Here is a 25566-nt window from a genome sequence, read left to right on the forward strand (position 1 = left end):
GTAGTATGCCCCATTTTTATTGCAGTTATGTCGCCTTTGGCGCGCTGTGCCCGCCGGTTGCTGCCGGTTGCTGCCGGCTACTGCTGACTGGTGCTGGACGTGTCGCCCTGGGCCTGCTGGCCCGGCGTCACCTGCAGCGCGTCGCGCATGTTCTCCCCCACGATGGCGATATAGCTCTGCCCCGGCCGCACCTTCAGCTCGCTGCCGTCCTCCTCGTACAGGGTCAGCGCATCGTCCAGGCCGCCCTTTTTCCAGCTGATGGGCTTGTAGGCGCCGCCGGTAAAGTAGTAGCCGGTGCCTGCCTCCAGGTCGCAGCCCATGTGGCCCTCGTCGCTGATGACATAGATGTTGTCAAACAGAATAAAGGCGTTGGTAAAGGCGAGCGTCGCGCCGCTGGCCTGGTCCACCTGCGGCTGGCCGTACTCGTATTTCTGGTAGGTGTCGGTCTGGGTGTCGTACACCAGCCGGTCGTCGGCGTAGCCCGAAAAGCTAAAGGTCACCTCGGCCGCTTTCCCGTACGAAAATGGGGACACATTTTCCTTTGCACCGTAAAAGTGAAAGGCGGTCCGGGGCGTGCCGGCCAGCGATATATCCTTGGCCTGTAGCCCGGCGGTGATGTAGTCCGACCCGGTAAACGAGCAGTGTTCCCGGTTATAGCCCGATTCCCAGCGCTCCTCGTCAAAGAAAAATGCCGTCTCCGACAATGCCATACCGTCCACCGTCTCGATACCGTTTTCGTAGAGCAGGTCATCGGCCTGCCAGCTGGTGCCATAGTGGATCAGGGTGGCGCCGTGCCCCTGGGCCAGCGCTATGTAGTACGGCCGCGCCGAGCGCACCGAGCCGATCTTGGGCACTGCGCGGTAGTCGGTGTACAGCGCCAGCATGCGGGTGATACCGCCCTCGGCCACCACCTCGTACAAAATATCGGCACTGCCGATACCGTACTGGGGCAGCGCAGCTTTGATGTTGTTGATCATCACCGCTACCGGGCGGTTTTGGGTCACATAGCTGTCCTCGGTCTCGGTGCCGGTCAGCGGGTTTATGTACATGGTCTTTGCCGGTGCGCTGCTGGACTGCGACTTGGCGGTTTTTTTGTCGTCCTTTTTGCCGCAGCCGGCAAAGGCGGCCAGCGCCATGCCCGCACACAGGCACAGGGCCAGTATCCGGGCTGCAGCCCGGCGGTGTCTCTGCTCTCTCATCTCGGTCTCCACCTCTCTGTAAAAGCCGCCGCGCCAAATTGACGCGGGGCATTTCTGCACGGGTATTGCCCGCACATAGGTCCTCAAAAGCAGTCTTATTATACCGCGCCAGCCCAAACAGTGCAATGCACCGGTCCAAAAGGGGGGCAAAACAGTCCGGTATTTGACATTTTCTACAAGATATTTTCAGCGTGGGGAGCAGCTTTCTAGTTGCGCCCGCTCCTCCCGTCCCTTATACTAATTGGTGTACACTGCCCGCGCCAGCTGTGGCGCCGGGGGCAGCTTTACCTGTGACAGAGGGCTTTTCGGCACGCCGGCAGCCCGGGAGGAAGATATGGAAAAAACACTGCAAGTATGCGACTTAAAAAAGTCGTACGGCAAAAAAGAGGCGGTCAAAGGCATCAGTTTCGAGGTCGACCGGGGCGAGATCTTTGCCCTTATCGGCCCGAACGGTGCCGGTAAGACCACCACCATCCGCATGATCGCCACCCTGCTGGGCCCCACCGGCGGCGACGCCCTGGTCAGCGGCAACAGCGTGGTCGAGCACCCCGAGCGGGTGCGCCAATGCATCACCTACCTGCCCGATGAGGCCGGCGCCTACAAGACCATGACCGGCATCGGCTACCTCAAATTCATGGCCGACCTGTTCGTGCGCGACGGGCAAAAGGCGCAGGAGTGCGTTGATTACGCGGTGCAGAAATGCGGCCTGGGCGACCGCCTGCACGACAAGATCGGCAGCTACTCCCGCGGCATGATCCGCAAACTGCTGCTCTCCCGCGCAGTGATGACCCGCCCCGACCTGGCTATTTTAGACGAGCCCACCTCCGGTCTCGACATCCTCAACGCGCTGGAGATCCGCCGCATGATCAAAGACCTGGCCGCTGAGGGGATGAGCTTTCTGCTCTCCTCCCACAACATGCTCGAGATCGAGTATCTATCCGACCGGGTCGGCATCATCGACAAAGGCATCCTGCATGTCACCGGCACCTGCCGCGAGCTCAAGGAGCGCTACAATACCCACAATCTGGAAGAAGTATTTGAAAAGGCGGTGGCCGGCGCATGAAAAAATTTGCAGTACTGCTCAAAAAAGAGCTCAAAGAAATGCTCACCCTGCAGACCCTGTTCTCCTTTGTCATCTGTGCCGCGGCGTTTTTCCTGCTGGGCAACTTCATGAACAGCGTCACCGAGACAGCGGCCGAGAACGCCGGCAAGATCGCGCTCATCGACCAGGACGACACCCCCTATACCCGCTCGGTCATCGACGCGCTCAAACAGAGCGGCTTTACCGTCTATCAGGGCGAAAAGACCGAGAGCGACCCCATCGCCTTTGCCGGCAAGCACGGCCGCTCCAGCGCCATGGTCATCCCCCAGGGCTTTACCCAGGGCCTCATGGCCGATAACGCCCAGCCGCAAAAGATCAAGGTCTACGACCTGGTCACCAGCGGGGCCATCACCGCCAGCCTGGGCTCTATGGACTCTGCGGCGGTCGAGGCCATCTCCCGCATCACCAGCGATCAGCTGCTGGCCATGCAGGGGGTCAAAAACGCCGAGCTGGCCCGCGACCCGGTCCAGACCGAAAAGTATACCCAGGTATCCGACCACACCGCCCAGATCGACTCGGCCGAGGTCTACAGTTTCCTCTCCAGCCAGAGCATGCTCATCCCCATCGTGGTATTTTTGCTCATCGTCTTTGCCTCGCAGATGATCATCTCGGCCATCGTCAACGAGAAAAACGACAAGACCCTCGAGACACTGCTCTCGGCCCCCATCCAGCGCACCAGCATCCTGTTTTCTAAAATGATCGCCGCCGGTCTGGTCTCGCTGGTCAACGCCTCGGTGTTCATGTTCGGCTACGGCGGTTTCATGAATCAGATGGACAGCAGCGACCTCAAGGGCCGCCTTCTCTCCAGCCTGGGTCTGCAGATTACGGTGCCCCAGTACGTGCTCATCGGCGTGCAGCTGTTTTTGACCATCCTCATAGCCCTCACCATCTCCATCCTGCTGGGCTCGCTGGCCGAGGATATCAAGGCCGCGCAAACGGTGGTCATGCCGGTCATGGCCATGGTCATGATCCCCTACTTCATCTGCCTGTTTGCCGATGTCAACATGCTGCCCACCGCCGCCAAACTGCTGGTCTACGCCATCCCGTTCACCCACACCTTTATGGCCATCCCCAACACGCTGTTTGGCAACCAGATGCTGTTTTTTGTCGGCATCGGCTACCAGCTGGTGTTCTTCATCATCTGCATGGTGCTGGCCGTCAAGCTGTTTTCCAGCGACAAGATCCTCACCCTCAAGATCAATTTTGGCAAAAAGCGCGCCGTCGCCGGCAAAAAGCGCACCGGCCTGCTGGGTAAATGATCCGGCACTTTTAGTATAGAGAGCCCCTGTCCATCCTATGCGGTGGCAGGGGCTCTTTTGCCTGCGCTCAAACTGGTCTAAATATATCCAGACAGTCGCAATAGATGGTAATGTTTTTTCATAATATTTGTAAACTGTGACGTGTTGTGTGACCGGCCGCTGCTATACTGTGTACAAAAGCAAATAGTTGGCCGCTGTCGCGGCCCTATCCATAAGAGCCACCAGAGAGGGGTAAGACATATGAAACAGGGTAAGCGATCGAGCGGCATAACCACCGGTCTCAGGCGCGCTGTCAGTGCGCTGGTGTGCGCGGCCATGATGTGGGCGCTCCCCACCGCGGCTATGGCCGCCGATACCGGCGCCGTGCCCGCCGGCGCGTGGGACCTGTCTGCCGGCAGCATCACCATCGAAATGAGCGGCGACCGGCAAACAGTCACTCAGGGCCAAAAGAGCGAGGTCCAGCGCGACCCGGTCATCGCCTCTTCAGGCAGCACCGCCAATACGATCACCTTAAAGGGCAGCGGCGTCCGGGCCACTCTGTCCGGTGCCAGCATCCGGGCCCAGAGCACCGCCGCCATCAGCGTAGAGGGCAGCGCCACGCTCACTTTACAGGGCCAAAATACTGTCTCCGGCGGCGACCGGCAAGCCGCAGTGGCAGTCAGCGAGAAAAACAGCCTGGTCATCGGCGGCACCGGCAGTCTGCAGGCCACCGGTGGCACCAACGCCGCCGGTATCGGCGGCGGCGACCGCCAGCCGGCCGGCTCCATCACCATCGAGAGCGGCACTGTCACCGCAAAAAGCGGCGCCTACATCCAGGGCCAAGGCGGCAGCGGTGCCGGTATCGGTGGTGGCGCCGGCGGTCACGGCGGTACCGTCACTATAAACGGCGGCTCGGTAAACGCCTGCTCCAGCGGTGGCGGCGCGGGCATCGGCGGCGGCAACAACGGTTTTAACAGCGCCACCCGTCAGGGGGCCACCGTCACCATCACCGGCGGTACCATCGTGGCCGAGAGCGGCAGTCAGGGCGCCGGTATCGGTGGCGCCTACCAGCGCACCGCCACCGTCACCATCAGCGGCGGCGATATCACCGCCACCGGCGGCAGCCGCGGGGCCGGTATCGGCAGCGGTTACAATCAAATGGGCAGTGAAAATATCATCACCATAACCGGTGGTGTCATAAAGGCCACCGGCGGCGAAGGGGCAGCCGGTATCGGCAGCGGCGGGCGCGGCAGCTCTTACGGCAGCGGCGGTGTCATCACCATCGGCTCGGCCGATACCACCCCCACCGTCAGCGCCTTTGCCGCCGGCGGCGCCGCAGCTATCGGCGGCGGTCAGGGTATGGGCGGCGGTGCCATCACCGTCTACAGCGGTACCGTAAACGCCACCGTCACCAGCTCAAACGGCGCAGCCATTGGCAGCGGTTACAGCATGGGCAATACCGCCATCGGCAGTATCGACCTGCAGGGCGGCACCATCACCGCAGTCGCCTCCTCCGGCGGCGCTGCAGTGGGCGGCGGCAACCAGGTCAGCAGCGGCAGTGTCCATATCGGCAGCGGCGCCACGCTCTACGCGCTGGCTGGCGACGGCGCAGCGGCCATCGGCGGCGGCTCCTACTCCAGCGGCGGCACCGATATCTCTATCGAAAACGGCGCCGACATCGTGGCTCTGTCCACCGGCAAGCGCTGGGCCGTCGATACCAAAAACACCGACCTATCCGGCGTCAGCGGCGTGCTCAACGGCCGTTTTGACGGCTTTGACGGCGAGACCTTTGTGGCCGCCAGCAACGCCCTGACCGCCGACACCGACACCCAGATTGCCCTGATCGACGAGCAGGGTCAGCTCATCCGGCAGATCACACTGCCCGAGACAGCCCTCGGCTATGTGCGGGCCGGTCAGCGCACCTACCACGCCTTTGCCGTCACCGGGGCCACCCGACAGAGCTATATCAAAAATACCGACGGCATCTACGGCAATAAGTATACCGATTACCCCACTGCCGAGCAGCGTACCATGCTCTACCCGGCCACTGGTGAAGGTATCACCAACATCGATCATATCCTCTTTGTCGACACCTACCCTACCCGCACCGGCAGTTACACGGTGGAGCACTGGGTCGAGGGGGAACAGAACTTCCGCGACCGCGATACCGTAGAGGCACAGATCCCCCTTACCGAGCAGATGATCCCCACCGGCCCGGTATCACTCAAGAGCTACAGAGGCTATACCTTCAGCCACTACGACAGCGCCGACGGCCAGCTCCCCGCGTCGATCGCCGACGGCGGTGTGCTGCGGGTGTACTACGGCCGCGACGACAGCCAGCAAAAGGCGCTGTCCTACACCGTCGAGCACTGGGTAGACGGCGAGAGCCAGCCCCGCGATGTACAGCAGGTAGAGAAAACGGTGTGGGTCCAGGCCAGCGCGCTGCCGGTCGACCCCATCGCCCCCAACACCTATACCGGCTATGCCTATAGCCATACCGATCCGGCAGATCTGCCGGCCGAGATCGAGGGCGGCGGTACCATCCGCGTCTTCTATGCCCCCGATTACAGCCAACAAAAAACCATCTCCTACACCGTGGAGTACCGGGTCGCCGGCGAACAGCAGCCCCGCGACACCGCAACGGTAGAAAAGCAGGTGTGGCTGTTTAGCGGCGAGCTGCTGGATGTGCAGCCGGTCGAGCAAAAGACTTACGCCGACGCCACCTTCAGCCGTACCGATCCGGCTCACCTGCCCCAGCAGGTCGCCGACGGCAGCGTCATCACCGTGCTCTACGAGCGGGTGCTCATCCCCGTCGCACCGGTCCTGCCGGTAGACCCCGCCCAGCCGGCGCAACCCACCGACAACGCCCCTGCGGCGCCGGTAGTGCTGGTACCGGCAGCCCCGGCAGTGCCGGATTCCCCCGCGGCTCCCACCGTGCCCGAGATCCCGGTCTCTCCCGAGACGCCCGCCACACCGGTCGAGCCCCAGTCCCCTGAGGTACAGATCCAAGACCCCGAGGCCCCGCTGGCAGAGCTAAACGCCCAGTGGGCGCTGCTCAATCTGCTGCTGGCCATCGCCACGGCGCTGGTGTCGGTGCTGCTCATCGTAGGCTACGTCCTGGGCAAGAGCCACCGTCAGAGCGAAGACGAGTCGCAGGCCGCACAGGACCGCGAAGAAGACAGCAATATGCTCAAGCGCAAAGGTATCTGGCGCCTGCTCAGCTTGGTGCCCGGTATCGGTTCCATCGCGGTGTTCCTGCCCACCGAAAATATGAGAGATCCCATGGTCTTCACCGACCGCTGGACGCTGCTGATGGTGCTCATCGCCGCCGTGCAGCTCATCATCTCGGTGCTGTGCATCAAGCGCCGCAAAGACGACGACGAGAAAGACGACCCGCAGGCTGTTAAGGCCCAGTAAGCGATCGTCCGTCAAACGAAACAGAACCAAACAGTTAAAAGGCCGGCTGCCCCATCGGGCAGCCGGCCTTTTTGTAACGGTGAAAAATAAGCGGCATCGGCGGTAAAAACGCCCCTGCCCATAGCGGTATCTGTGCGGGTATTTTGTCTCTGCGGCCCTGCTGAACGCCGGGCCACCGCCAAGGCGCCAGCCCGCAGCCGTTCTCCCCCGCCGCCAGTGCTTATCGGTATCCCGCTCTGCCGCCCGCCTTTTGTCCTGTGCAAAGTCAGGGTTTTCCACCAGATGGTAAAAGCAGGTGGAAAACTTCGCTCGCCAAACTAAATGCGCAGCGATTTAAACAGCAGCGGCGCCACACCGATACCGGCAAATACCGTCATGCCGTAGCGCAGTGCCGTGCCCAGCTGGGTGGCGGGCAGCAGGTACTTCATTCCCACCAGCACCAGGGCCATACACCCGCCGCCCAACAGGCAGCGCAGCACCTTTTTGAAAACCCCCACCCCGGCGGTCTTAAACTTTACGCACAGCTGCTCAAACCAGCAGCCCACACACAGGCCGCCCATGCAGCCAATGGCCTTAAAGTAGCTGTCCGACATGCCCAGCGGGTAAAAGGCCAGCAGCAAAATGCCAAAACCCAACAAAAACAGCGGCAGCGGGTTCTTGCAGTTTTTATACAGCCGGTAACAGATCTCCGACAGCACCACCGCCAAAATAAGGCCCGCCAGCACGTCTTTGGGCCAGTGGACCCCCAGGTACAGCCGCGACAGCCCCACCAGCAGGCCCACCGCCACCGTAACTGCGGCCAGCCACCGGCGCCCCAGGTACCGGTACAGCGAGTAGAACATCGCCGTGGCCGACTGGGTGTGCCCGCTGGGGAACGAGTATCCCCCCGCCGTATGTACCCGCAGCGAGCGCACCCCCGGCTGGCCAATGGGCCGCGGTGCCCGCACCAGCTGTTTTATGCCCTGGTTCACCGCGGCGGTGGTCAGCATGCTAAAGCACAAAAACAGGCCCAGCTGCTTGTCAAAACAGTAATAGACGATCAGTACCACGCCCAGCAAAAACAGCTCCTCGCCCATCATGGTGATCACGGTGAACACCCGATCTAAAAGCGGCGAGGCAAACTGCTGTATAAATTGAATGATGGTCAGCTCCATAGGTATTCCTCTCTCCGGTATTCGTCGCGGCAGGTGGCCGCGCCCTGCTATTATACCCCCAAATCCCCCGCAGTTCAAATCGTCCCTGTCCGGCGCATAGATATTTTATCGGCGTTGTGGTATAGTGAAAAAAACTGTGCCCCACCCACCATCCCCACCATCCGCCCGCCCCGCCCGCGCTCGGCCCCACTGTGCCGGGGTGTCGAGATGTCGGGGTGTCGGGTGTCAGCCGTGCAGGCGGCAAGAAATGATGAGGGATATGGGCGCAACTATCGCGCCGTTCACCGGTGCCACCGGCGGCATCGGCCGCTGTTTCATCGAGCAACTGCTGCGCGAGCCCGTCGGCGAGATCTGGGCAGTGGCCCGCACCGCGCAGCGGCAGCCGCCGCCGCGCACAGATCTCAGCCCCAGTATCGCCCCCATTCCCGCCAACTTATCTTGCCCCGCCGCGCTCCCCGCCCCGGGGCAGCGCCTGCAGGATCAGTCGCCGGTGGTAAAATATCTCATCGACCATGCCGGCGGCGGTAGCATAGCCCTCTTTATCAGCTTTACCGCCGCCGAAGTCCAACCCAGCATCAATCCAGCATCAGCCCAGCATCAGTCCAGCATCGCCGTCTGCTGCACGGCCACAGCGGCCCTGTGCGGCATGTGCGTGTCCTATATGCAAGCAGGCACATATGCAGCAGGCAGCCGCATCGTCAATATAAGCCTTACAGGGGCCTCACAGGCCTCGTTTTAGCCGGTCGCATATCTGTTCTTCTCCACGCCGCCGATAGGGCCTCTGGCCGTATAAATTTTCGTGTGCTGCAGGCCGAGCCTCACAGCCCGGTACCACCGTCACCACCGTCTGTCTCGGCTGGGTGTGCGCCGATCTGCCCGAGCGTGAATGCGGCGACCGCCCCATCCATTTCCCCGGCCTGGCCGGACCCGTCCCGGTGGTGCAGAGGGCCGGTATATATCTGCCTGTGGGGCCTATGTGAAATATATGCACCTGCTGGCCAGGATCTTTCCCCACTGGTCGGTGATGAACACCTGGTTGCGGCAGATCAAAAAGCACCTCTAAAGTACGCAGTATGCCCCCATCCGGCGCGCCCCAGTATTACGGCCGCCACGGGGCGCGCACACAGTCTTTGTCCCCGGCTATAAAGGAGAACGGTCATGACTCTGCAAGTGGAGCACCTCACCGCTGGCGCGGCCCGCCACCAGGCGCTGCTGCTGGCCCGCCGCAGCTTCGACGCCTACATCGCTGCCGACTACGGCCCGGTGGGCACAGCCACCTTTCACGCCTTTCTGGGTGACGAGAGCGCCACTGCCCAGCTACAGATGTACGACGCCTTTGCCGGCGGTCAGCTGATGGGCATGCTCGCCCTGCGCGGGGCCCATATCGCGCTGTTTTTTACCGCGGTGGGTCGGTGTCAAAGTGGTATCGGCCGGCAGCTGTTTGGAGCAGTCTGCCGCCAGACCGGCCTGCGCCGGTTCACCGTCCACGCCTCCCCCTGCGGGCTGGCAGTCTATCGCCGCCTCGGCTTTGTGGCGACCGGCAGTGAGCAGTGTACCGACGGTATGCGCTATACGCCTATGTGCTGGTCGGTACCGGTCCGGTCCCACAGCAGCTAGCTGTCCCCACCCGCAAAAAAACGTCCAACAGTGCGCCTTTGCGGCGCGATCTTTAAAAGGAGGTCCCCTTATGCAGGAGATGCAATTTTACATGCCGGTACCACTGCACTGCGAGAGCGGCTGCGTGCTGGCCTATTCGCACAAGCTGGCCCAGCTGGGCGGCAGCTGCCTCATCGTCACCGGCCGTACCGGTGCCCGCGCCAGCGGCGCACTTGACGACGTACAGACTGCCCTGCAGCTCCAGGGTATCGAGTACACGGTCTTCGACGAGATCGAGGAAAACCCACTGGTATCCACCTGCCACCGCGCCGGCCGTGCCGCGCGGGAGCTGGGGGCCGAGTTTATCGTCGCTATCGGCGGCGGCAGCGCCCTGGATGCCGGTAAGGCGGTAGCGGTGTACGCCGCCAACAGCGATCTCGGCGGCGAGGAGATCTACGATCTCGACTGGCCGCTGCCGGCGCTGCCCTGTGCGCTGGTGCCCACTACCGCCGGCACCTCCAGCGAGCTCGACCAGACCGCTGTGCTCACCATCGATGCACTGGGCGTCAAAAAGAGCGTGGGCCGGGCCGACATGTTTCCCGCGCTGGCGCTGGTCGATGCCAAATACACCTACTCTCTGCCCTATCGGGCCACCGTCTCCACCGCCGTCGATGCCTTTTCCCACTGTGCCGAGAGCTACTTTGCCCAAAATGCCGACACCATCTCCCGTATGTTCGCCTTACAGGGGTCCGCGTTGCTGTGGCCGTCGCTCACCACTTTGGCCGGCCTCTCCCCCTTTATCGAGCCCGAGCAGATCGACACCACGCTCCGCGACGACATCAGTGCCGGCTGTACCTTGGCCGGTTTCTCACTGGGCCGCTGCGGCACCTGTTTTCCCCATCCCTTGGGCTACCTGCTCACCGAGGGGTACGCCATCCCCCACGGCAGCGCTACCGGCGTGTTCCTGCCCGCCTTTTTGCAGCGGGCACGGCGGTACGAGCGCGGCCTGTTCGACCGATTTTTAGAAGTGGTCGGCGCCCCGTCGCTCGCGGCGCTCAGCGCCACGCTGCAAAAACTCTGCCCGGTACAGGTAAAGATGGACCCCCAGCAGATCGAGGACTACCGCCCCCGCCTGCAAAACGTCAAAAATTTTGCCCGTACCCCCGGCGGCTATACCGACAGCGACGCCCTCGACCTGCTGCGTCAGCTGTTCCTGTAGCGCGGTTACTACCGCATAAAGTGCGCCCTCCTGTACCGCTCGCCGCAGACATGTACCCAACAACGTCAAAAAAGACCCGGCAGGCGCATGGCGCCCGGCCGGATCTTTTAATTTGTACAGAGGTCACAGGTATTTGGTAAAGCTTTTGCCGTTAGTGCGGGCTGTACCCACAGTGGGCACAGCCCCATGCGCGGCGGCACGGTCATTTCTCAATTCCGGCCGCCCCCACTGAGCCCACCTTCTGCGGCCCGGTGTCCGTTGGCGGCGAGCAGGTTGCGCCCAATACCCCGCCCCCGATAGGCTCCGGCGCCAGAGCCAAACTGCTTTTGAGCGAGTCGGTATCGGTACCGGCGCAGCTGCCGCGGAGAGCGTCCGGCCACAGGAATACTCGCCCCGGTCGCTGAGTGCTTGTGCTCGAGTAAAGCGATATCCCTTCATACGTTCACGGCCAAACTGCTTCGAGCGGTAAAATATTTCCTGTGACCGGCAGTCCTGGCGGTAAGCGCTTAGAAACTTGTCAAATACCGGCCCAGTATCTCTATTGGCGATTGGCGGCAGCTCCGCGCTGTATCCCGCTGGTCCGCCGTTACACCGTTGCGCTGTTGTACGGGTGCGCTGTCGTGCCGGTGTGCTGTTTGTTATGTCGCCCCATGTTTGCACCCAGCGCTTGTCCCACTATCTCACCCAGTGTTTATCCCAGAGCCCAGCCTGCAAATGTGAGGAGCCCCGTCGCTCATAGTCTCCTTCACACGGTATAAAACTGCGTTAAATCGGTCTATACCGGCTCAAAGCAGCTGTAGTCCATATATAAGTCGGCCATCATAGTCAGTTCCCGGTAAGAGAAACGCGCTCGCGCCGGCCGGCAGATATCGCGACAAAAAGGTGTCATATCAGCCGCTGCCGGCATGATGGAGGACAGCGCCTGCACTCGGCCCCTCGGCCGCAGCGGCTGTAAGGCGCCGCCGCCAAGTCCATATGGCTCTCGAGCATCAGCCCAAAATAAAAGAGCGGGGTACAGTTTGGCTGTACCCCGCTCTCTGTAGCTTTATGTTATCGGAGTGGTACCGAGCTTTGCGCCGATACACTTACCGGCCTTTAGCAGCGGCATTGGCCGGTGCGGCATAAAGGCCCGCTCACGCCTCGTCTAAAACCGTGGCGATCGCCAGCTCGTCCAGCTGCGCCTTGTCCACCTGGGCCGGGCAGCCGCTCATCAGCTCGCTGGCGTTCTGCACCTTGGGGAAAGCGATCACGTCGCGGATCGAGCTGCGGTGCAGCATCAGCATCACCAGCCGGTCCAGCCCGTAGGCCATACCGCCGTGGGGCGGTACCCCGTACTGGAACGCCTCCAGCAAAAAGCCAAAGCGCTCTTTGGCCTGCTCGGGGGTAAAGCCCAGCGCCTCAAACATCCGCTCCTGTATATCCGGGTCGCTGATACGGATCGAGCCGCCGCCCAACTCGCAGCCGTTGAGCACCATGTCGTACGCTCTGGCACGGGCTCTGCCCGGGTCCTGCTCGATCAGCGCCACATCCTCGTAAAACGGGGCGGTGAACGGGTGGTGCATGGCGGTGTAGCGCCCCTCCTCCTCGCTGTACTCAAACAGCGGGAACTCGGTCACCCACAAAAAGTTGTAGGCGCTCTCGTCGATCAGACCGTACTGGCCGGCCACCTCACAGCGCAGTGCGCCCAAGGCGGTCTGGGCGGTGGCTGTGTCGCCGTCGGCCACGATCAGCAGCACGTCGCCCGGCTCGGCGCCCAGCGCCGCGTGCAGGTCCGCCACCTCTTTTTCGGTCAAAAACTTCTCAAAGCTCGAGGCCACCGTCCCGTCCGGCGCCAGCCGGCTGTAGGCCAGCCCCTTGGCGCGGTAGGTCTTTACAAAATCCACCAGCTTGTCGATCTTTTTGCGGCTCAGCTCACTGTAGAGGCCCTTGGCGTTGATACCCACCACTGTGCCGGTGGCCAGCGCCCCCGAAAACACCTGGAAGGTGCTGTCTTTAAGTACTGCCGACAGGTCGCACAGCTCCATGCCAAAGCGGGTGTCCGGCTTGTCGCTGCCATAGCGGGCCATAGCCTCCCGGTAGGGCAGGCGTGCAAACGGGGTGGGCACGTCGATATCCAGCACCTCTTTAAACAGGTACTTGATAAAGCCCTCGTTTACCGCCATCACGTCGTCCTCTTCCACAAACGACATCTCCAGGTCTATCTGGGTAAACTCGGGCTGCCGGTCAGCCCGCAGATCCTCGTCGCGAAAGCACTTGGCGATCTGCATGTAGCGGTCAAATCCGGCCAACATCAGCAGCTGCTTGTACATCTGGGGCGACTGGGGCAGCGCGTAAAATTTGCCCTTATTTACCCGGCTGGGCACCAGGTAGTCGCGGGCCCCTTCAGGGGTCGACTTTATCAGTATCGGCGTCTCGATCTCCACAAAGCGGTGGCGGTCGTAGTAGTCCCTGGCCGCCTTTACGATCCTGTGGCGCAGCAAAATGGTCTGCTGCAGCTCCGAGCGCCGCAGGTCCAAATAGCGGTAGCGCAGCCGCAGCTCGTCGTTTACCTGCACCTTGTCGCTGATCTCAAACGGCGGCGTCTTGGCCTTCGAAAGTACCCGCAGCTCGGTCACATACAGCTCGATATCGCCGTTTTTCAGGTCGGGGTTCTTCGATTCCCGCTCCCGCACGGTGCCGCGCACCGCCAGCACGTACTCGGCGCGGGCGGTAAAGGCCTTGTCAAAAATGGTGCGGTCGGTGCTGTCGTCAAAGGCCAGCTGTACGATACCGGTGCGGTCCCGCAGGTCGATAAAGATCAGGTTGCCCAGGTCTCTCTGCTTCTGCACAAAACCGCACACGCCCACTGTCTGGCCCAGCTGGGCGCTAGTCACCTCACCGCAGTAGTCGGTGCGCGCAAATCCGTGAATGGTCTCCATAAAACGTCTCTCCTCTTTATCCTGGCTGTTATCTCTGCCCCAGCAGGCTGCCGAGCGCGCTAAAATCGATCTCGGTCTCCTCGCCGGTCTCCATATTTTTCACCTTGCCCCGCCCGGCGGCGATCTCGTCGTCGCCCAGCACCAGCGTGTAGCGGGCGCCCAGCTTGTCGGCGTATTTCATCTGCGCCTTCAGGCTGCGGCCCTGTACGTCGCTCTCGCAGAAAAAGCCCTGCCGCCGCAGGTCCATGGCGATCTGCTGGCTCTTCACCGAAGCTGCCTCGCCGATCGAGGCGATATACAGGTCGCACACCGTATCTCGGCCCATAAAGGCGCCGGCGTGCTCCATCACCAGCATCAGCCGCTGCAGGCCGATGGCAAAGCCGATGGCCGGGGTGGGCGCGCCGCCCAGCGTCTGCACCAGCCCGTCATAGCGGCCGCCGCCGCACACGGTGCCCTGTGCGCCGATGTTTTGCGAAACGAACTCAAACACCGTCTTGGTGTAATAGTCCAGCCCCCGCACGATCTGCGGGTTCACCGTGTAACTGATCCCCATGGCGTCCAGCCGGGTCTTTACCCCCTCAAAGTGGTCGTGGCACTCCTCGCACAGGTTGTCGATGCCCTTGGGCGCCCCGGCGGCCACCTCTTTGCAGCTGTCGTTTTTGCAGTCCAAAATGCGCAGCGGGTTTTTCTCCAACCGCTCGCGGCAGGTGGGGCACAGCTGGTCTATGTGCTGGTTAAAGTAGGCGCGCAGCTTGTCGTGGTACATCGGCCGGCACTTGGGGCAGCCGATCGAGTTGATCTCCACCCCGATATCACCCACGCCCAGCGTCTCGAATATCTGGCTCACAAAGGCGATCAGCTCAGCGTCGCAGGCCGGGTGCTGCGAGCCAAATACCTCCGCGCCAAACTGGCGGAACTGGCGGTATCGGCCGGCCTGGGGCTTTTCGTAGCGAAAGCAGTCGATAAGGTAGCTCATCTTCAGCGGCAGCGACCGCCCCAGTAGCCCGTGCTCCAGCGAGCAGCGCACCACGCTGGCAGTGCCCTCCGGCCGCAGCGTGATCGAGCGGCCGCCCTTATCCTCAAAGGTGTACATCTCTTTTTGCACGATATCGGTGGTGTCCCCCACCCCGCGGTCAAACAGCTGGGTGTGCTCAAACACCGGGGTGCGCACCTCGTGAAAGCCAAATTTCTGCGACAGCGCCGTCAGCGCCTGCTCGATATACTGCCACTTGTAACTCTCTTCGGGTAAAACGTCCTGGGTGCCCCGCGGGGCGGTGGTGATCAGTTTTGCCATGGTCGCTCCTCATTTCTCTCATTTTCTGGGGCTGTGCGCGTGCGGCAATTCTGCCGGCGCGGCCACAGCCGCCGGTATCTCTTATGTAAAACACGGCCGCAACACGCCGCCGGTATTTAGCTCTGTGCGGTGCCAAACCACTGCCGCCCGGCAAGCTCTGCGCGGTGCAAAGCGGGCACGGCCCTTATAAAAGCTCCGCTGGTGCCACCGTCCCTTGCCGTCACCGCTCATCTCTGATTCCCGCAGCCGACAAAAAAGACCCCATCCCCACACAAAAAGGGACGGAGTCTTCACATTCCGCGGTGCCACCCTTGTTGGGGGCCTGCGGCCCCCCACTCAGTTTCCCTTAACGCGGGGCACGGGTGGTTTTTAGTCACCGGCTACAGCGGTGTCCTTCACCGCCGCTGCCCGCGCCCCTCGCACCAGGTGGGGCGCTCTCTGTACGGGCGGGCAGGCGGTTACTGCTCCTCTGTCAAAGCCATTTTAACAGCAATATATGCACGATACAGGCCTTAAAACGCGGGCGGGCTACTGTGCTGCGCCGGCATTTTTGGGGTTGACGATGTTGCGCCAATCCAAGTCGCCGCGGTCCAGACCGTGGATCAGCACCTCGGCGGTGGCCATGTTGGTCGCTACCGGAATGTTGTGCACGTCGCAGAGCCGCAGCATGTTGTTGTCTCCCGCCTTCGACACATTGGGGCTGATGGAATCTCTGAAAAACAGCACCAGGTCGATCTCGTTGTTGGCGATGCGGGCCGATATCTGCTGCTGGCCGCCCTGTGCGCCCGATAAAAACTTTTGAATGGCAAGACCGGTGGCCTCGGCGACCAAACGCCCGGTAGTGCCGGTGGAACAGAGTTCGTGGCGGCTCAAGATTCCGCAGTACGCGATGCAGAACTGTACCATCAGTTCTTTTTTGGAGTCGTTGGCAATGATGGCGATATTCAAGATATGACCCTCCAATCTATTGTACGTCCAAAGGAATATAGGCGCCCTCCAGGCGGGCGGCAATGTTTGCAAATACCCGTGCCGGTAGCCCCTTAGCGGGCAGCGGCGCGCCGGTGGTGGCCGACAGGTGAACGGTGTGGTCCATGGGCACCACCCCTAGGAGCTGGGCCCCGGCTAGGTCGATCACCTCGTCCAGGTCCCGCACCGAGCTCTTGGCAATGTCCCGCGGCTCCACCCGATTGATCACCAGCCGGCGGCTGGCGATGTTGGGGAAGTCGTCCAAAAGCTGGCCCACTACGCCCGCGTCCCGGGCGGCAATAATATCCGGCGTGGTGACGATGATCGCGCGGTCCGCCGCGTAGGCCCCCACTCGAAAGCCCTCCCCCACCCCGGCCGGGGCGTCCAGCAGCGTGTAGTCGTAAAAGCGGCTGGCCGCACGGCACAGCTCAAAAAGCTTCTGCGGCACGATCGGGCTGCCGGGGGTAAACGGTGCCGGCAAAATGTGTAAGTTGGGGCAAAAACTGCAGGGCACCACGGCGCGGTCAGCGCTTATGCGCCCCTCGGTCACGTCCCCCAGGTGAAAAACGGTCTGCTGCGATATACCGGCCATAATGTCCAGCCCCCGCAGCCCGGTGTCCAGCTCGATAGCCAGCACTTTTCGGCCCAGCGCCGCCAGCGCCACGCCGGTAAAAAAGCACACCGTCGTCTTGCCCACGCCGCCTTTGCCAGAGGTGATGAGCGCTATGTCGCCCACACTTTCACCGACCTTTCAAAAAAGCAGCAGGGCTGTATGTGACGGGCACACAGGTCATACCCGCCGCCGAGAAACAACTATCTGATTAACATTGTAACACATGAAATTATGCCACGTCAAACACAGAATAGACAAATCGATGCCCCAAATGTGCCATATCGATAAAGTGAGCCGGATTTATGGTGCCAGTAAAGCACACATTTCGCTATTTCTGCCACTTGCCCCTAAAAGCGCCGCTGCACGCCCACCAAACACAAAGCCCGCTCCACCGGTGTCGGCGGGGCGGGCTTTGCGCGCTCAATGCGCCTGGGTCACTGGGCAGCCTGCCCGTCGGGGTAAAAGTAGGCGTTCATGATCTCGGCCACCATCGGCGACAGGTAGTAGCTGTCGCCGCCGTGCTCAATGACCACCGCCACCGCGATCTCCGAGTTTTCCGCCGGTCCGTAGGCGATGTACACCGCGTTGGGGCTGCCGTTTGGCACCTGCGGGGTACCGGTCTTAGAGGCCACATCGATGGGGTAGTTCTGAAAGCCCGGCCGGCCCGAGCCCTCCCGCGACACCGCCACCATACCCTCACGTACGGCGGCGTAGTCCTCGTCGCTGATGCCCTCTACCTGGGCGGCCACGGTGGGCTTGGTCTCATAGATGGTCGCGCCGGTGTTGTGGTCCAAAACGCCCTTGATCAGGTGCGACTTGTAGCGGGTGCCGTTGTTGGACATGGTGGCCGCATAGGTGGCCAACTGCAGCGGGGTCACGATGGTCTCGCCCTGACCGATCGCCGCCTGCACGATATCGCCGGGCACCCACTCGCGCGAGTAGTTGTCCGGGTGCGAGATCTTCGATCCGGTGCCGCCGCCCAGCTCAAAGCCCAGCGACTCGCCGTCCTCGCCCAGCCCCAGCTGGTGGGCGGTGTCAAATATCTTCTGAATGCCCACCTGGCGGCCCACCTCGTAAAAGTAGATGTTACAGGATACCGCCAGCGCCCGCTTCAGCGAGATGGGTCCGTGCGTGCCCAAGCACTCGGGGCTGTACCCGTCAAAGTAGGTATATATATGGTTACAGGTCACGCTGGTAGAGGGGTTGATCGTACCCGCACTCAGCGCCGCCAGCCCCACGCAGGGCTTGAATACCGAGCCGGGGGTGTAGGTGCCGTCCAGCGCCCGGTTGAACATGGGGTTGAGCGGGTCCTTGTACAAGGCGTTATAATCTTTAAAAAAGTTGTTGATGTCGTAGGTGGGGTAGTTGGCCATGGCCAGCACCTCGCCGGTCTTGGTGTTGAGCACCACCGCCGCGCCGGCGTTGGCGTCGGCGCCCACCCCCACCCCTTTGGTGGCGGCGATATTTTTAATGTAGCGCTCCAGTATCTCCTGGGTCTTTCCCTGTAAGTTTGCGTCGATGGTCAGCTGTACCGTGCCGCCGGGCTGGGGCGCTTTGGTCTCGGTCTGGCTCAGCACATTGCCCGACTTGTCCTTCACCACCTGCACCTGGCCGGCCGTGCCTTTCAGGGTGCTCTCATAGGCCTTCTCCACCCCGTCTTTGCCCACCACATCGTTGAGCTTATAGCCTTTTTTGGCCAGCTCCTCGTACTCCTCTTTGCTGATCGAGCCGATGTGCCCCAGCAGGTGGGGCAGCAGGGTGCCGTTGGGGTACTCGCGAATGGCCTCCTCCACGATGCCCACCCCCGGCATCTGCATGCTGGCCTCCTCGATGGCGGTCACCGCCTCGATAGAGATGTCGCTGGCATAGGTGTAGGGGGTGTTCGAAAAATAGCCCCGCAGCTCCATCTCGTAGCGCACGCCGGCTATGGTCCGCGCATCCTGGCGGCTGTATTTCTTCAGCTCGTATTTCTCGATGAGCTTGTCCATCACGTTTTCGGCGGTGGCGTAAACATTTAAGTCGTTGGTCTTTTTAAGGCTCTCAATGTCTGCCGCCAGCTCTTTTTCGGTGCGCACGTCCACGTTCTCGGTGCTGCCGGCGTTGGCCGCCTCCTCCGCCGAGGTCAAAAACCCGTACGGCTCCGACTTGCTGATGGGCAGCGTGTCGTTCCAGGTCTGCCCCTTGGCAGTCATAATGCCGCACAGCTTCAAAATGGTCTCGTTCAAGTCCTCGCTGGGCAAAAACAGCTTGTTGAACTGCACGTTATAGCCCACCCGGTTGGTGGCCAGCGCCACCCCGTTGCGGTCTACGATCTCGCCTCGGGCCGCCGAGACGTCCATGGTGTACACCGCGCTGGCGTCGGCCTGCTCCCGGTAGCTGTCCCCCTGCACCACCTGCAGGTCAAACAGCACCGAGCCAAACAGTCCCCCCACCAAAAGGAGGATGAGCCCCAGGTAACTCAGCCGGTTGGAAAAGAATTTTTTGAGCATAGAGCCCTCCTTCTCTCAGATGTTTTAAGTGGTCGGGCCGGGCGTGTTCAGGTCCCTTCACCGCGCAGGCAGGCGCGGCGGATGCCCAGCACCGCCAGCAGTATCAGCGGGCAGCACAGCGCGGTGTACAGCGTCCCCGGCAAAAGCTGCCGGGTGAGGATATACAGGCTGTCCTTATAAAAGAAAAAGAAGTTGAACAGGTAGTCCAGCCCGCACTGTACCAGCAGCGCCAGCGCGCAGACCAAGCTGGCGTTGAGCACCGTCTTGCGCACCCAAAAAATAAAGAAAAACGAGCAGGCCACACACAGCACGCAGAGGATCACCCCGTTAAAGCCCGACAGCCGCATCGCCGACAGGTCCCACATCAGCCCGGCCACCGCCCCGTATATGGCACCGGCCAGCTCATTTTCATAAATGGCGATGGCCAGCGCGGCCGGCGCCACCAGGGCCGGTCGCACCCCGGCAATGCCAAACAGCCCCGGGGTGGTCTGCATGGTATAAAGCAAAAGCAGCAGCAGCGCGTAAAACACCCACCGCAAATGCACTCGAACCGGTATCTTTTGCAACAGCTATCCGCCCTTTCCGTCCCACCGGGGTCAGTGCTCGATGAGCACCATCACCGTCGACACGCTCGAAACATCCACCACCGGCTCCAGTACCGCGTATTTGGTGATGCCGTTTTTCTCCGGCTTTACCGATTTGATGGTGCCGATGAGCAGGTCTTTGGGAGCGATGTCCCCCATGCCCGAGGTCAACACCATGTCTCCCTCGGCCGCCGTCGAGGTGCGCGACAGGTACCTGAGCTTGGTCTGCCCCTCTTTCGAGAGCGCAGTGTCGCCCGATACCACACCGGTATCCCGCGACTGGCTGGTGTATACCCCCAGCTTAAAGGCGGGGTCCAGTATCGTCATCACCGTCGAGTAGTTGGGACCGGCCTCCATCACCAGCCCCACCAGCCCGTCCGAAGTGATCACCGGGTCCTGGTTTTTGATGCCGTCGCTAGTGCCCTTGTCGATGGTAAAGGCGTAAAAACGGGCACTGGCGTCGCGGCCGATCACGCTGGCGGTCACCATTTTGTATTCGGGGTGCGCCTGCTGGATCCGCAGCTGCTGGGCGTAGTTGGCGTTCTCCTCTTTGTAGCGGTCCAGGTCGGTCAGCTGGCCCCGCAGCTCCTGTATCTCTTTTTTCAGCTCCTGGTTTTCGTCCAGCAGCTCATCGGCCAGGGTCAGCCGGTCAAAAAAGCCGCCGAACCAGCCCGACACCGTGGTGGCCACCGCCTGAAAAGGCGCCGTCACCGTGCCGATGATCTTCGAGGGCAGTGACGACAGCGTGCCGGTATAGGCCGCCTGGATCATAAACCCAAACAGCAGCGCCACGATGCAGATGATCACCTTAAAGCGGGTGGTCTTAAAAAAGTCTTTCATTCCAGAGATGCTCCCAGCCAGCCGGCGCCTCGCGCCGGTATAAAAAGGAGCGGGCAATGGGCAGCAGTGGTCCTGCCGCAGCCGCTTACCCGCTCAGTTGTGTCCTCTGTTCGCGCGCCCCAGCCCTCACGCCGATAGGGGCCCGCCGCCCGCCCCGTCCGGGGCCCGGCGTCTAATCCTCGTCCGAGAGGACCTCTTTTAGCACATTGATGTTCTCCAGCACCTTGCCGGTGCCCTCCGCCACACAGTCCAGCGGATTTTCGGCGATGTGGACCGGCATGCCGGTCTCGCCCGAAATGAGCTCGTCCAGCCCGCGCAGCAGCGCGCCGCCGCCGGTCAGAGTGATACCGTGGTCGATGATATCGCTCGACAGCTCCGGCGGGGTCCGCTCCAGGGTGGTCTTGATGGCGTCCACCACCTCCTGCAGCGGCAGCCGCAGCGCCTCGCGCACCTCTTTGGCCGAGAGCGAGATGTTCTTGGGCAGACCGTCGGCCAGATCGCGGCCCTTTATCTCGATAGAGCCCTCCCCCTCGTACGGCGCCGCCGAGCCGATCTGGATCTTGATCGACTCCGCCGTGCGCTCGCCGATGAGCAGGTTGTAGGTCTTTTTCACATAGTTGATGATGGACGAGTCGAACTCGTCGCCGCCCACGCGCACCGACTTGGCCGCCACGATGCCGCCCAGCGAGATGACCGCCACCTCGCTGGTGCCGCCGCCGATGTCCACCACCATGCTGCCCACCGCCTCGGCCACCGGCAGCCCGGCGCCGATAGCCGCCGCCATGGGCTCCTCGATCACCGACACGTGCTTGGCGCCGGCTTTCAGCGCCGCCTCTTTCACCGCCCGCCGCTCAACGGCAGTCACCCCCGACGGGATGCAGATGATGACCTGCGGCCGGGCGAACATCTTGCCGCCAAAGATCTTCTTGATAAAGATCTGCAGCATACTGGTGGTGATGTCGAAGTCGGCGATCACGCCGTCTTTCAGCGGGCGCACCGCCACGATAGAGCCGGGCGTACGGCCGATCACGTCTTTGGCCTCCTGGCCCACAAAACGCACCGTGTCGGTCTTTTTATCTACGGCTACCACCGAGGGCTCGCGCATGATGATGCCTTTGCCCCGCATAAAGCACAGGGTGTTGGCGGTGCCCAGGTCGATGCCTACATCGCGTGAAAACATATATGATCCCCTTTCAGATATACCTCGCTCACAGTAAGGTAGACCGCCCCCGCGCAAAGCAGCGCTCGCCGGTGCGGCATATCGCAACAGCGCGTCTTTTTACGCGCCTGTCCAATTTATTGACTCACATACCTTATTATAAACGCTGTGGCGGCGTTTCTCAACTACTTTTTATGAAGAATTTCTAAATATTCAGCCTGTTTTTTGTTCAGTGTCCCGCATCGGCCAGCAGTTCGGTCAGCACCTGATACACCCGGCACAGCGGCAGGCCAAAAGCGGCGTAAAAATCTCCCTCGATGCCGGTAAAAAAGGCCGCCGCCGGCCCGTTTATGCCGTAGGCGCCGGCCTTGTCGGCCCACAATCCGGTGTCCAGGTAGGCCTGCAGCTCAGCTTCGGTGATGGGCCGCATGTGCATCTGCACCGTCTCGCAAAATACGATCTCCCGCTGCCCGCGCAAAATGCACACCCCGGTGTGCACCTGGTGGTCGGTGCCCGAAAAGGTGCGCAGCATCTCGGCGGCGTGGTCCCGGTCGCGGGGCTTGCCGTAGGTGCGGCCGTCAAGGCCCACCACCGTGTCGCTGCCCAGCACGGTGCAGCCCGGCCGGCTCTTGGCCACTGCCTGCGCCTTCTGCCGGGCCAGGTACTGCACCATCTCCTCGGCCGGCATCTGGTGGGGCAGCACCTCATCCTCCCCGCTCACACACACGGTAAAATCGCGGGTGATGAGCCCCAGTATCTCCCGCCGCCGCGGCGACGCCGAGGCCAGGCACAAATTGAGCGGCGCAAAGTCACACATGGGCGCAAAGCCCTTTTTTTCGATCACCATACCCGCTACTTCCTCCCCGTCGAGCCAAAGCCGCCGTCGCCGCGGTCGGTGTCCGGCAGACAGTCGGTCAGCGCTATCTCCGGCAGCAGCACCGGCGCGATCACCAGCTGGGCGATGCGCTCGCCGGGGGCCACCGTGTAGGCCGCGGCCGACTGGTTGCGCAGCGCCACCAGCACCTCTCCCCGGTAGTCGCTGTCGATCACGCCCACGCAATTTTGCGGCACCAGTCCGTGCTTGATGGCCAGTCCGCTGCGGGCGTATACCAGTCCCACACAGCCGCTGTCGGGCAGGGCCATAGCAAACCCGGTGGGAACGCCCACCGCCTCGCCCGGCGCGATGCAGAGCGGTTTTTCAAGGCAGGCGTACAGGTCGTAGCCGGCGCTGCCGGCGGTGGCGCGGGTGGGCGCCTTGGCGCCTTGGCGCAGCAATTTTATCATAAGTTCCATCTATAATACCCCCCGCAGGTACAGCCCGCGGGTAAACACTTCCCCGCTACGCTGCCCCGCGCTGTAGCAGTCGATCACCCGCCGGCACGCGGCCGGGTCCTCAACGGTAAAATACAGTACTGTGTAGTCGCAGGCGCGCAGCGCCTGCCGGCGGTCGCCCATGTCGATAGGCAGGGCGTTGAGCAGGTAGCTGTAGCCGCCCTGGCATAAAACCGCAAACCGCTTGCCGGTGCGGTCGGTCAGCGCCCCGCGCCGGTCACAGCCGGCGCAGCCCTTTTTGCCCCGCAGCGGGCAGGCCCGCAGCACCATCACCGGCAGGTAGCCGTAGCCGATGGCCCCGCAGACTATTTCCCGGGGAAAGTCGCCCAGCTGCTGCTGTCGCAGCTCTGGCGACAGCGTGATCTCGCCCACTCCCAGCTGCCGGTAGCAAAGCGCTGTCTGGGCGCTAAAGGTGTTGAGCGGCGCACCGCCCAGCACTGTGGCCCCCATCTCGCGAAGCGGCCCGATGTGGGCTAAGTTGTTGGCCTCAAAGCGGGTAAAGCCCCGCTCCCAAAGCGCCCGCGCCCGCTCTAGTGCCTGTGCCTCGCCGCCAAACAGCATCCGCGGCATCTCGCACACCAGCTTGTCCTTTAGCGGCGCCAGCTCGTCGGCGTGCGCCCAGAGCTGCCCCAGCGGCAGGTAGATGCGCTCCAGTGCCCCCAGCACCTCCCGGCAGCCGCCGAGCTGGGCCACGGTCTCAAACCGCGCCCGCAGCCCCTGCTCGGCGGGCACTGGCCGGCGGATGGCCGGCACCGCAAACGGCGGCAGGTCTGCTGCCGATGCTGTAGCCGGTGCGTCCTCGCTGCACAGCGCGCCCAGCAGCTTTAGCGCCTGCCGCCGCAGCCCGTTGATGGCCGAGACCGGCAAAAAGTGCAGCTCGTCTACCTCTACTCGGCAGTCCCGCAGCACAAACGGCGTGCCGCCGGTCTTGCCCAGCGCCTTTTTTACCGCCTCGGCGGCGGTGGGCCGCCCGGTGGCCAGCTGGGGGCGTTCACTGCGGCAGCACACCTCTTTATCGCCGCTGCGGGCGGTGAGCACCGCCGCCTCGTCATCCAGCAAAAACTGCATGTAGAGCGGTTTGTCGCCGCCGGCCGCCGGCCGCATGTCGTCGGGGCGCACCACCTCCTGCATGGCCTGCTGCAGCGCCTGGGCGGTGTTGCGGGCATCGTCCTCCCGGCGCCAGCCAAACATCTCCTGCCCGGTGTGACCGGTCAAAAAGCCGTCGGTAAAGCCGCTGCGCGAAAACAGGTCCTGCAGCCGCTGCCGGTCATAGGGCTTTCCAGCGCGGGCGCAGTGGGCCGCATAGGTGGTGCTGGCCACATATTCCGGCCGCTTTAACCGCCCCTCGATCTTGACCGAGGCCACCCCCATCTCCGCCAGCTGCGGCAGGTAGTCCAGCGCGCACAGGTCTTTTAAGCTCAGGTCGTGGCGGTCGTGGCCGCCGCGCCCACACACCTGCCAAGGCAGCCGGCAGGTGCCGGCACAGCGCCCCCGGTTGCCCGAGCGGCCGCCGATCACCGCACTGAGCAGGCACTGCCCCGAGACCGACATGCACAGCGCCCCGTGCACGAACACCTCGATCTCGGTGGAGCTCTGCCGGCAGATATCGCCGATCTCAGCAAGCGTCAGTTCGCGCGCCAAAATAGCCCGGGTAAATCCCAGGCTCTGTAACATCCGTACCCCCTGCAGGGAGTGTATGCTCATCTGTGTCGAGCCGTGCAGCGGCAACTGCGGGTGGCGCTGGTGTACAGCCTGCGCCAGCCCCAGGTCCTGTGCGATCAGGGCGTCTATCCCCGCCGCCACGGCGGTATCTACCACCGCCATGGCCGCCGTCAACTCGTCCTGGCGCAGCAGTGTGTTCAGCGCCAGGTGCACCCGCACCCCATTTTGGTGGCAGTAGCGCACCACCTCCGGCAGCGCGTCGGGGGCAAAGTTCTGTGCGCCGCTGCGGGCCGAAAAGCTGGTGGCGCCCAAATACACGGCGTCGGCGCCGCTGCGCACCGCCGCCCGCAGTTGCTGGGGTCCCCCGGCGGGGGCCAGTATCTCCAGCGCCACGCTACTGGATCTCAAGCCGCGTCTTCAGCGCCACGATCTCCCGCTGCAGCCGCTCCACCTCTCTCTTGGCCGACTCGCACTCGATGCGCGCCTTGGCCGCGTCCTCCAGGTAATCCTTTATCTGGGCGCGCATGTTGTCGGCGCTCTCCTGGGCCTTGTTGCAGGCGTCCATGTAGTCCAGCGCCTGCAAAATGGCGGCGGTGGTCACTGTCATGCGGCTGTCCTGGTCGATCATCCCCCGCAGCGCCTCGTCCAGCTTGGCGCCCAGCGAGCGCACATATCCCTCGTCCTCGCTGCTGGCGATGACGTACTCGTTTTGGCAAATAGTCAGGCGTACCCGGTTCATAGCCATTTTAAAATTCCCCCCGTATATGTAAAAATACCTTTTTTC

General features: G+C 62.4%; 20 protein-coding genes and 1 other annotated feature. Of the genes, 6 read left to right on the plus strand and 14 right to left on the minus strand.

Translation table 11 applies throughout. The features are described 5' to 3' along the window. Window positions 1-77: 77 nt before the first annotated feature. Window positions 78-1199 (minus strand): DUF3048 domain-containing protein, encoded by a 1122-nt coding sequence (locus H8K20_RS09690; RefSeq protein ID WP_105205011.1) that lies wholly within the window; start codon window positions 1197-1199, stop codon window positions 78-80. Between the two features lie 334 nt (window positions 1200-1533). Here H8K20_RS09690 and H8K20_RS09695 point away from each other — a divergent pair, with 334 nt between their 5' ends. The 3 genes from H8K20_RS09695 (at window position 1534) to H8K20_RS09705 (ending at window position 6956) form a co-directional block, all read left to right on the plus strand. Beyond that, the gene (locus H8K20_RS09695) at window positions 1534-2262 is read left to right on the plus strand and encodes an ABC transporter ATP-binding protein (RefSeq protein ID WP_105205012.1); all 729 of its coding nucleotides are present in this window, start codon (window positions 1534-1536) and stop codon (window positions 2260-2262) included. After that, window positions 2259-3560 (plus strand): ABC transporter permease, encoded by a 1302-nt coding sequence (locus tag H8K20_RS09700; RefSeq protein WP_186488296.1) that lies wholly within the window; start codon window positions 2259-2261, stop codon window positions 3558-3560. Before H8K20_RS09695 ends, H8K20_RS09700 begins: the two co-directional genes overlap by 4 nt. Window positions 3561-3800: 240 nt before the next feature. Then, window positions 3801-6956 (plus strand): FILTED domain-containing surface protein, encoded by a 3156-nt coding sequence (locus tag H8K20_RS09705; protein ID WP_186488297.1) that lies wholly within the window; start codon window positions 3801-3803, stop codon window positions 6954-6956. A gap of 317 nt (window positions 6957-7273) precedes the next feature. On the opposite strand, the gene H8K20_RS09710 is transcribed toward H8K20_RS09705, so the two are convergent. Continuing rightward, window positions 7274-8110, minus strand: coding sequence for a phosphatase PAP2 family protein (locus H8K20_RS09710; protein ID WP_105205015.1), 837 nt, complete (start codon window positions 8108-8110; stop codon window positions 7274-7276). Between the two features lie 247 nt (window positions 8111-8357). On the opposite strand from H8K20_RS09710, the gene H8K20_RS09715 reads away from it, so the two are divergent. The 3 genes from H8K20_RS09715 (at window position 8358) to H8K20_RS09725 (ending at window position 10925) form a co-directional block, all read left to right on the plus strand. After that, window positions 8358-8849, plus strand: coding sequence for an SDR family oxidoreductase (locus H8K20_RS09715; RefSeq protein ID WP_186488298.1), 492 nt, complete (start codon window positions 8358-8360; stop codon window positions 8847-8849). A gap of 419 nt (window positions 8850-9268) precedes the next feature. Further along, complete coding sequence (locus H8K20_RS09720) at window positions 9269-9727, plus strand: GNAT family N-acetyltransferase (RefSeq protein ID WP_186488299.1); 459 nt, start codon at window positions 9269-9271, stop codon at window positions 9725-9727. A 70-nt stretch (window positions 9728-9797) separates the two neighbouring features. Beyond that, window positions 9798-10925, plus strand: coding sequence for an iron-containing alcohol dehydrogenase (locus tag H8K20_RS09725; protein ID WP_186488300.1), 1128 nt, complete (start codon window positions 9798-9800; stop codon window positions 10923-10925). Window positions 10926-12058: 1133 nt separating this feature from the next. Here H8K20_RS09725 and aspS read toward each other — a convergent pair. The 12 genes from aspS to H8K20_RS09785 form a co-directional block, all read right to left on the minus strand. Continuing rightward, complete coding sequence (gene aspS / locus H8K20_RS09730) at window positions 12059-13843, minus strand: aspartate--tRNA ligase (protein WP_186488301.1); 1785 nt, start codon at window positions 13841-13843, stop codon at window positions 12059-12061. Between the two features lie 28 nt (window positions 13844-13871). After that, entirely contained in the window at window positions 13872-15137 is a 1266-nt protein-coding gene (gene hisS, locus H8K20_RS09735; RefSeq protein WP_243206436.1) for a histidine--tRNA ligase, read from the minus strand. A 274-nt stretch (window positions 15138-15411) separates the two neighbouring features. Next, window positions 15412-15622 (minus strand) — a binding site (T-box leader). 43 nt (window positions 15623-15665) lie between these two features. Continuing rightward, window positions 15666-16085, minus strand: a complete 420-nt coding sequence (locus H8K20_RS09740; RefSeq protein ID WP_154866616.1) for a methylglyoxal synthase — start codon at window positions 16083-16085, stop codon at window positions 15666-15668. Between the two features lie 16 nt (window positions 16086-16101). Next, on the minus strand, window positions 16102-16839 hold the full coding sequence (locus H8K20_RS09745) for a nucleotide-binding protein (protein ID WP_154866617.1): 738 nt from the start codon (window positions 16837-16839) through the stop codon (window positions 16102-16104). 311 nt (window positions 16840-17150) lie between these two features. After that, on the minus strand, window positions 17151-19205 hold the full coding sequence (locus H8K20_RS09750; protein WP_186488302.1) for a penicillin-binding transpeptidase domain-containing protein: 2055 nt from the start codon (window positions 19203-19205) through the stop codon (window positions 17151-17153). Between the two features lie 47 nt (window positions 19206-19252). Next, window positions 19253-19771, minus strand: coding sequence for a rod shape-determining protein MreD (mreD, locus tag H8K20_RS09755; RefSeq protein ID WP_164998204.1), 519 nt, complete (start codon window positions 19769-19771; stop codon window positions 19253-19255). 30 nt (window positions 19772-19801) lie between these two features. Further along, window positions 19802-20629 carry a rod shape-determining protein MreC gene (mreC, locus tag H8K20_RS09760; protein ID WP_186488303.1) on the minus strand — a complete coding sequence of 276 codons (828 nt, stop codon included), beginning with the start codon at window positions 20627-20629 and terminating at the stop codon, window positions 19802-19804. 172 nt (window positions 20630-20801) lie between these two features. Further along, on the minus strand, window positions 20802-21809 hold the full coding sequence (gene mreB / locus H8K20_RS09765; RefSeq protein ID WP_105205025.1) for a rod shape-determining protein: 1008 nt from the start codon (window positions 21807-21809) through the stop codon (window positions 20802-20804). Window positions 21810-22017: 208 nt separating this feature from the next. Then, complete coding sequence (locus H8K20_RS09770; protein WP_243206437.1) at window positions 22018-22635, minus strand: Maf family protein; 618 nt, start codon at window positions 22633-22635, stop codon at window positions 22018-22020. Between the two features lie 5 nt (window positions 22636-22640). Continuing rightward, entirely contained in the window at window positions 22641-23081 is a 441-nt protein-coding gene (gene dut, locus H8K20_RS09775) for a dUTP diphosphatase (RefSeq protein ID WP_186488304.1), read from the minus strand. Continuing rightward, window positions 23082-25190: a peptidase U32 family protein gene (locus H8K20_RS09780; RefSeq protein WP_186488305.1), complete on the minus strand. Its 2109-nt coding sequence runs from the start codon at window positions 25188-25190 to the stop codon at window positions 23082-23084. Then, a complete protein-coding gene (locus tag H8K20_RS09785) occupies window positions 25177-25527 on the minus strand; it encodes a cell division protein ZapA (RefSeq protein WP_105205028.1) in 351 nt (116 codons plus the stop codon). The genes H8K20_RS09780 and H8K20_RS09785 overlap by 14 nt, the downstream gene beginning before the upstream one ends. Window positions 25528-25566 lie beyond the last annotated feature (39 nt).

The sequence above is a fragment of the Neobittarella massiliensis (ex Bilen et al. 2018) genome (assembly GCF_014269355.1).
Lineage (GTDB): Bacteria > Bacillota > Clostridia > Oscillospirales > Ruminococcaceae > Neobittarella > Neobittarella massiliensis.

Excerpts from the sequence above, each read along its gene's own strand:
- H8K20_RS09690 (WP_105205011.1), bottom strand. The coding sequence starts at position 1,199 with ATGAGAGAGCAGAGACACCGCCGGGCTGCAGCCCGGATACTGGCCCTG.
- H8K20_RS09695 (WP_105205012.1), top strand. The coding sequence starts at position 1,534 with ATGGAAAAAACACTGCAAGTATGCGACTTAAAAAAGTCGTACGGCAAA.
- H8K20_RS09700 (WP_186488296.1), top strand. The coding sequence starts at position 2,259 with ATGAAAAAATTTGCAGTACTGCTCAAAAAAGAGCTCAAAGAAATGCTC.
- H8K20_RS09705 (WP_186488297.1), top strand. The coding sequence starts at position 3,801 with ATGAAACAGGGTAAGCGATCGAGCGGCATAACCACCGGTCTCAGGCGC.
- H8K20_RS09710 (WP_105205015.1), bottom strand. The coding sequence starts at position 8,110 with ATGGAGCTGACCATCATTCAATTTATACAGCAGTTTGCCTCGCCGCTT.
- H8K20_RS09715 (WP_186488298.1), top strand. The coding sequence starts at position 8,358 with ATGATGAGGGATATGGGCGCAACTATCGCGCCGTTCACCGGTGCCACC.
- H8K20_RS09720 (WP_186488299.1), top strand. The coding sequence starts at position 9,269 with ATGACTCTGCAAGTGGAGCACCTCACCGCTGGCGCGGCCCGCCACCAG.
- H8K20_RS09725 (WP_186488300.1), top strand. The coding sequence starts at position 9,798 with ATGCAGGAGATGCAATTTTACATGCCGGTACCACTGCACTGCGAGAGC.
- aspS (WP_186488301.1), bottom strand. The coding sequence starts at position 13,843 with ATGGAGACCATTCACGGATTTGCGCGCACCGACTACTGCGGTGAGGTG.
- hisS (WP_243206436.1), bottom strand. The coding sequence starts at position 15,137 with ATGGCAAAACTGATCACCACCGCCCCGCGGGGCACCCAGGACGTTTTA.
- H8K20_RS09750 (WP_186488302.1), bottom strand. The coding sequence starts at position 19,205 with ATGCTCAAAAAATTCTTTTCCAACCGGCTGAGTTACCTGGGGCTCATC.
- mreC (WP_186488303.1), bottom strand. The coding sequence starts at position 20,629 with ATGAAAGACTTTTTTAAGACCACCCGCTTTAAGGTGATCATCTGCATC.
- mreB (WP_105205025.1), bottom strand. The coding sequence starts at position 21,809 with ATGTTTTCACGCGATGTAGGCATCGACCTGGGCACCGCCAACACCCTG.
- H8K20_RS09770 (WP_243206437.1), bottom strand. The coding sequence starts at position 22,635 with ATGGTGATCGAAAAAAAGGGCTTTGCGCCCATGTGTGACTTTGCGCCG.
- dut (WP_186488304.1), bottom strand. The coding sequence starts at position 23,081 with ATGGAACTTATGATAAAATTGCTGCGCCAAGGCGCCAAGGCGCCCACC.
- H8K20_RS09785 (WP_105205028.1), bottom strand. The coding sequence starts at position 25,527 with ATGGCTATGAACCGGGTACGCCTGACTATTTGCCAAAACGAGTACGTC.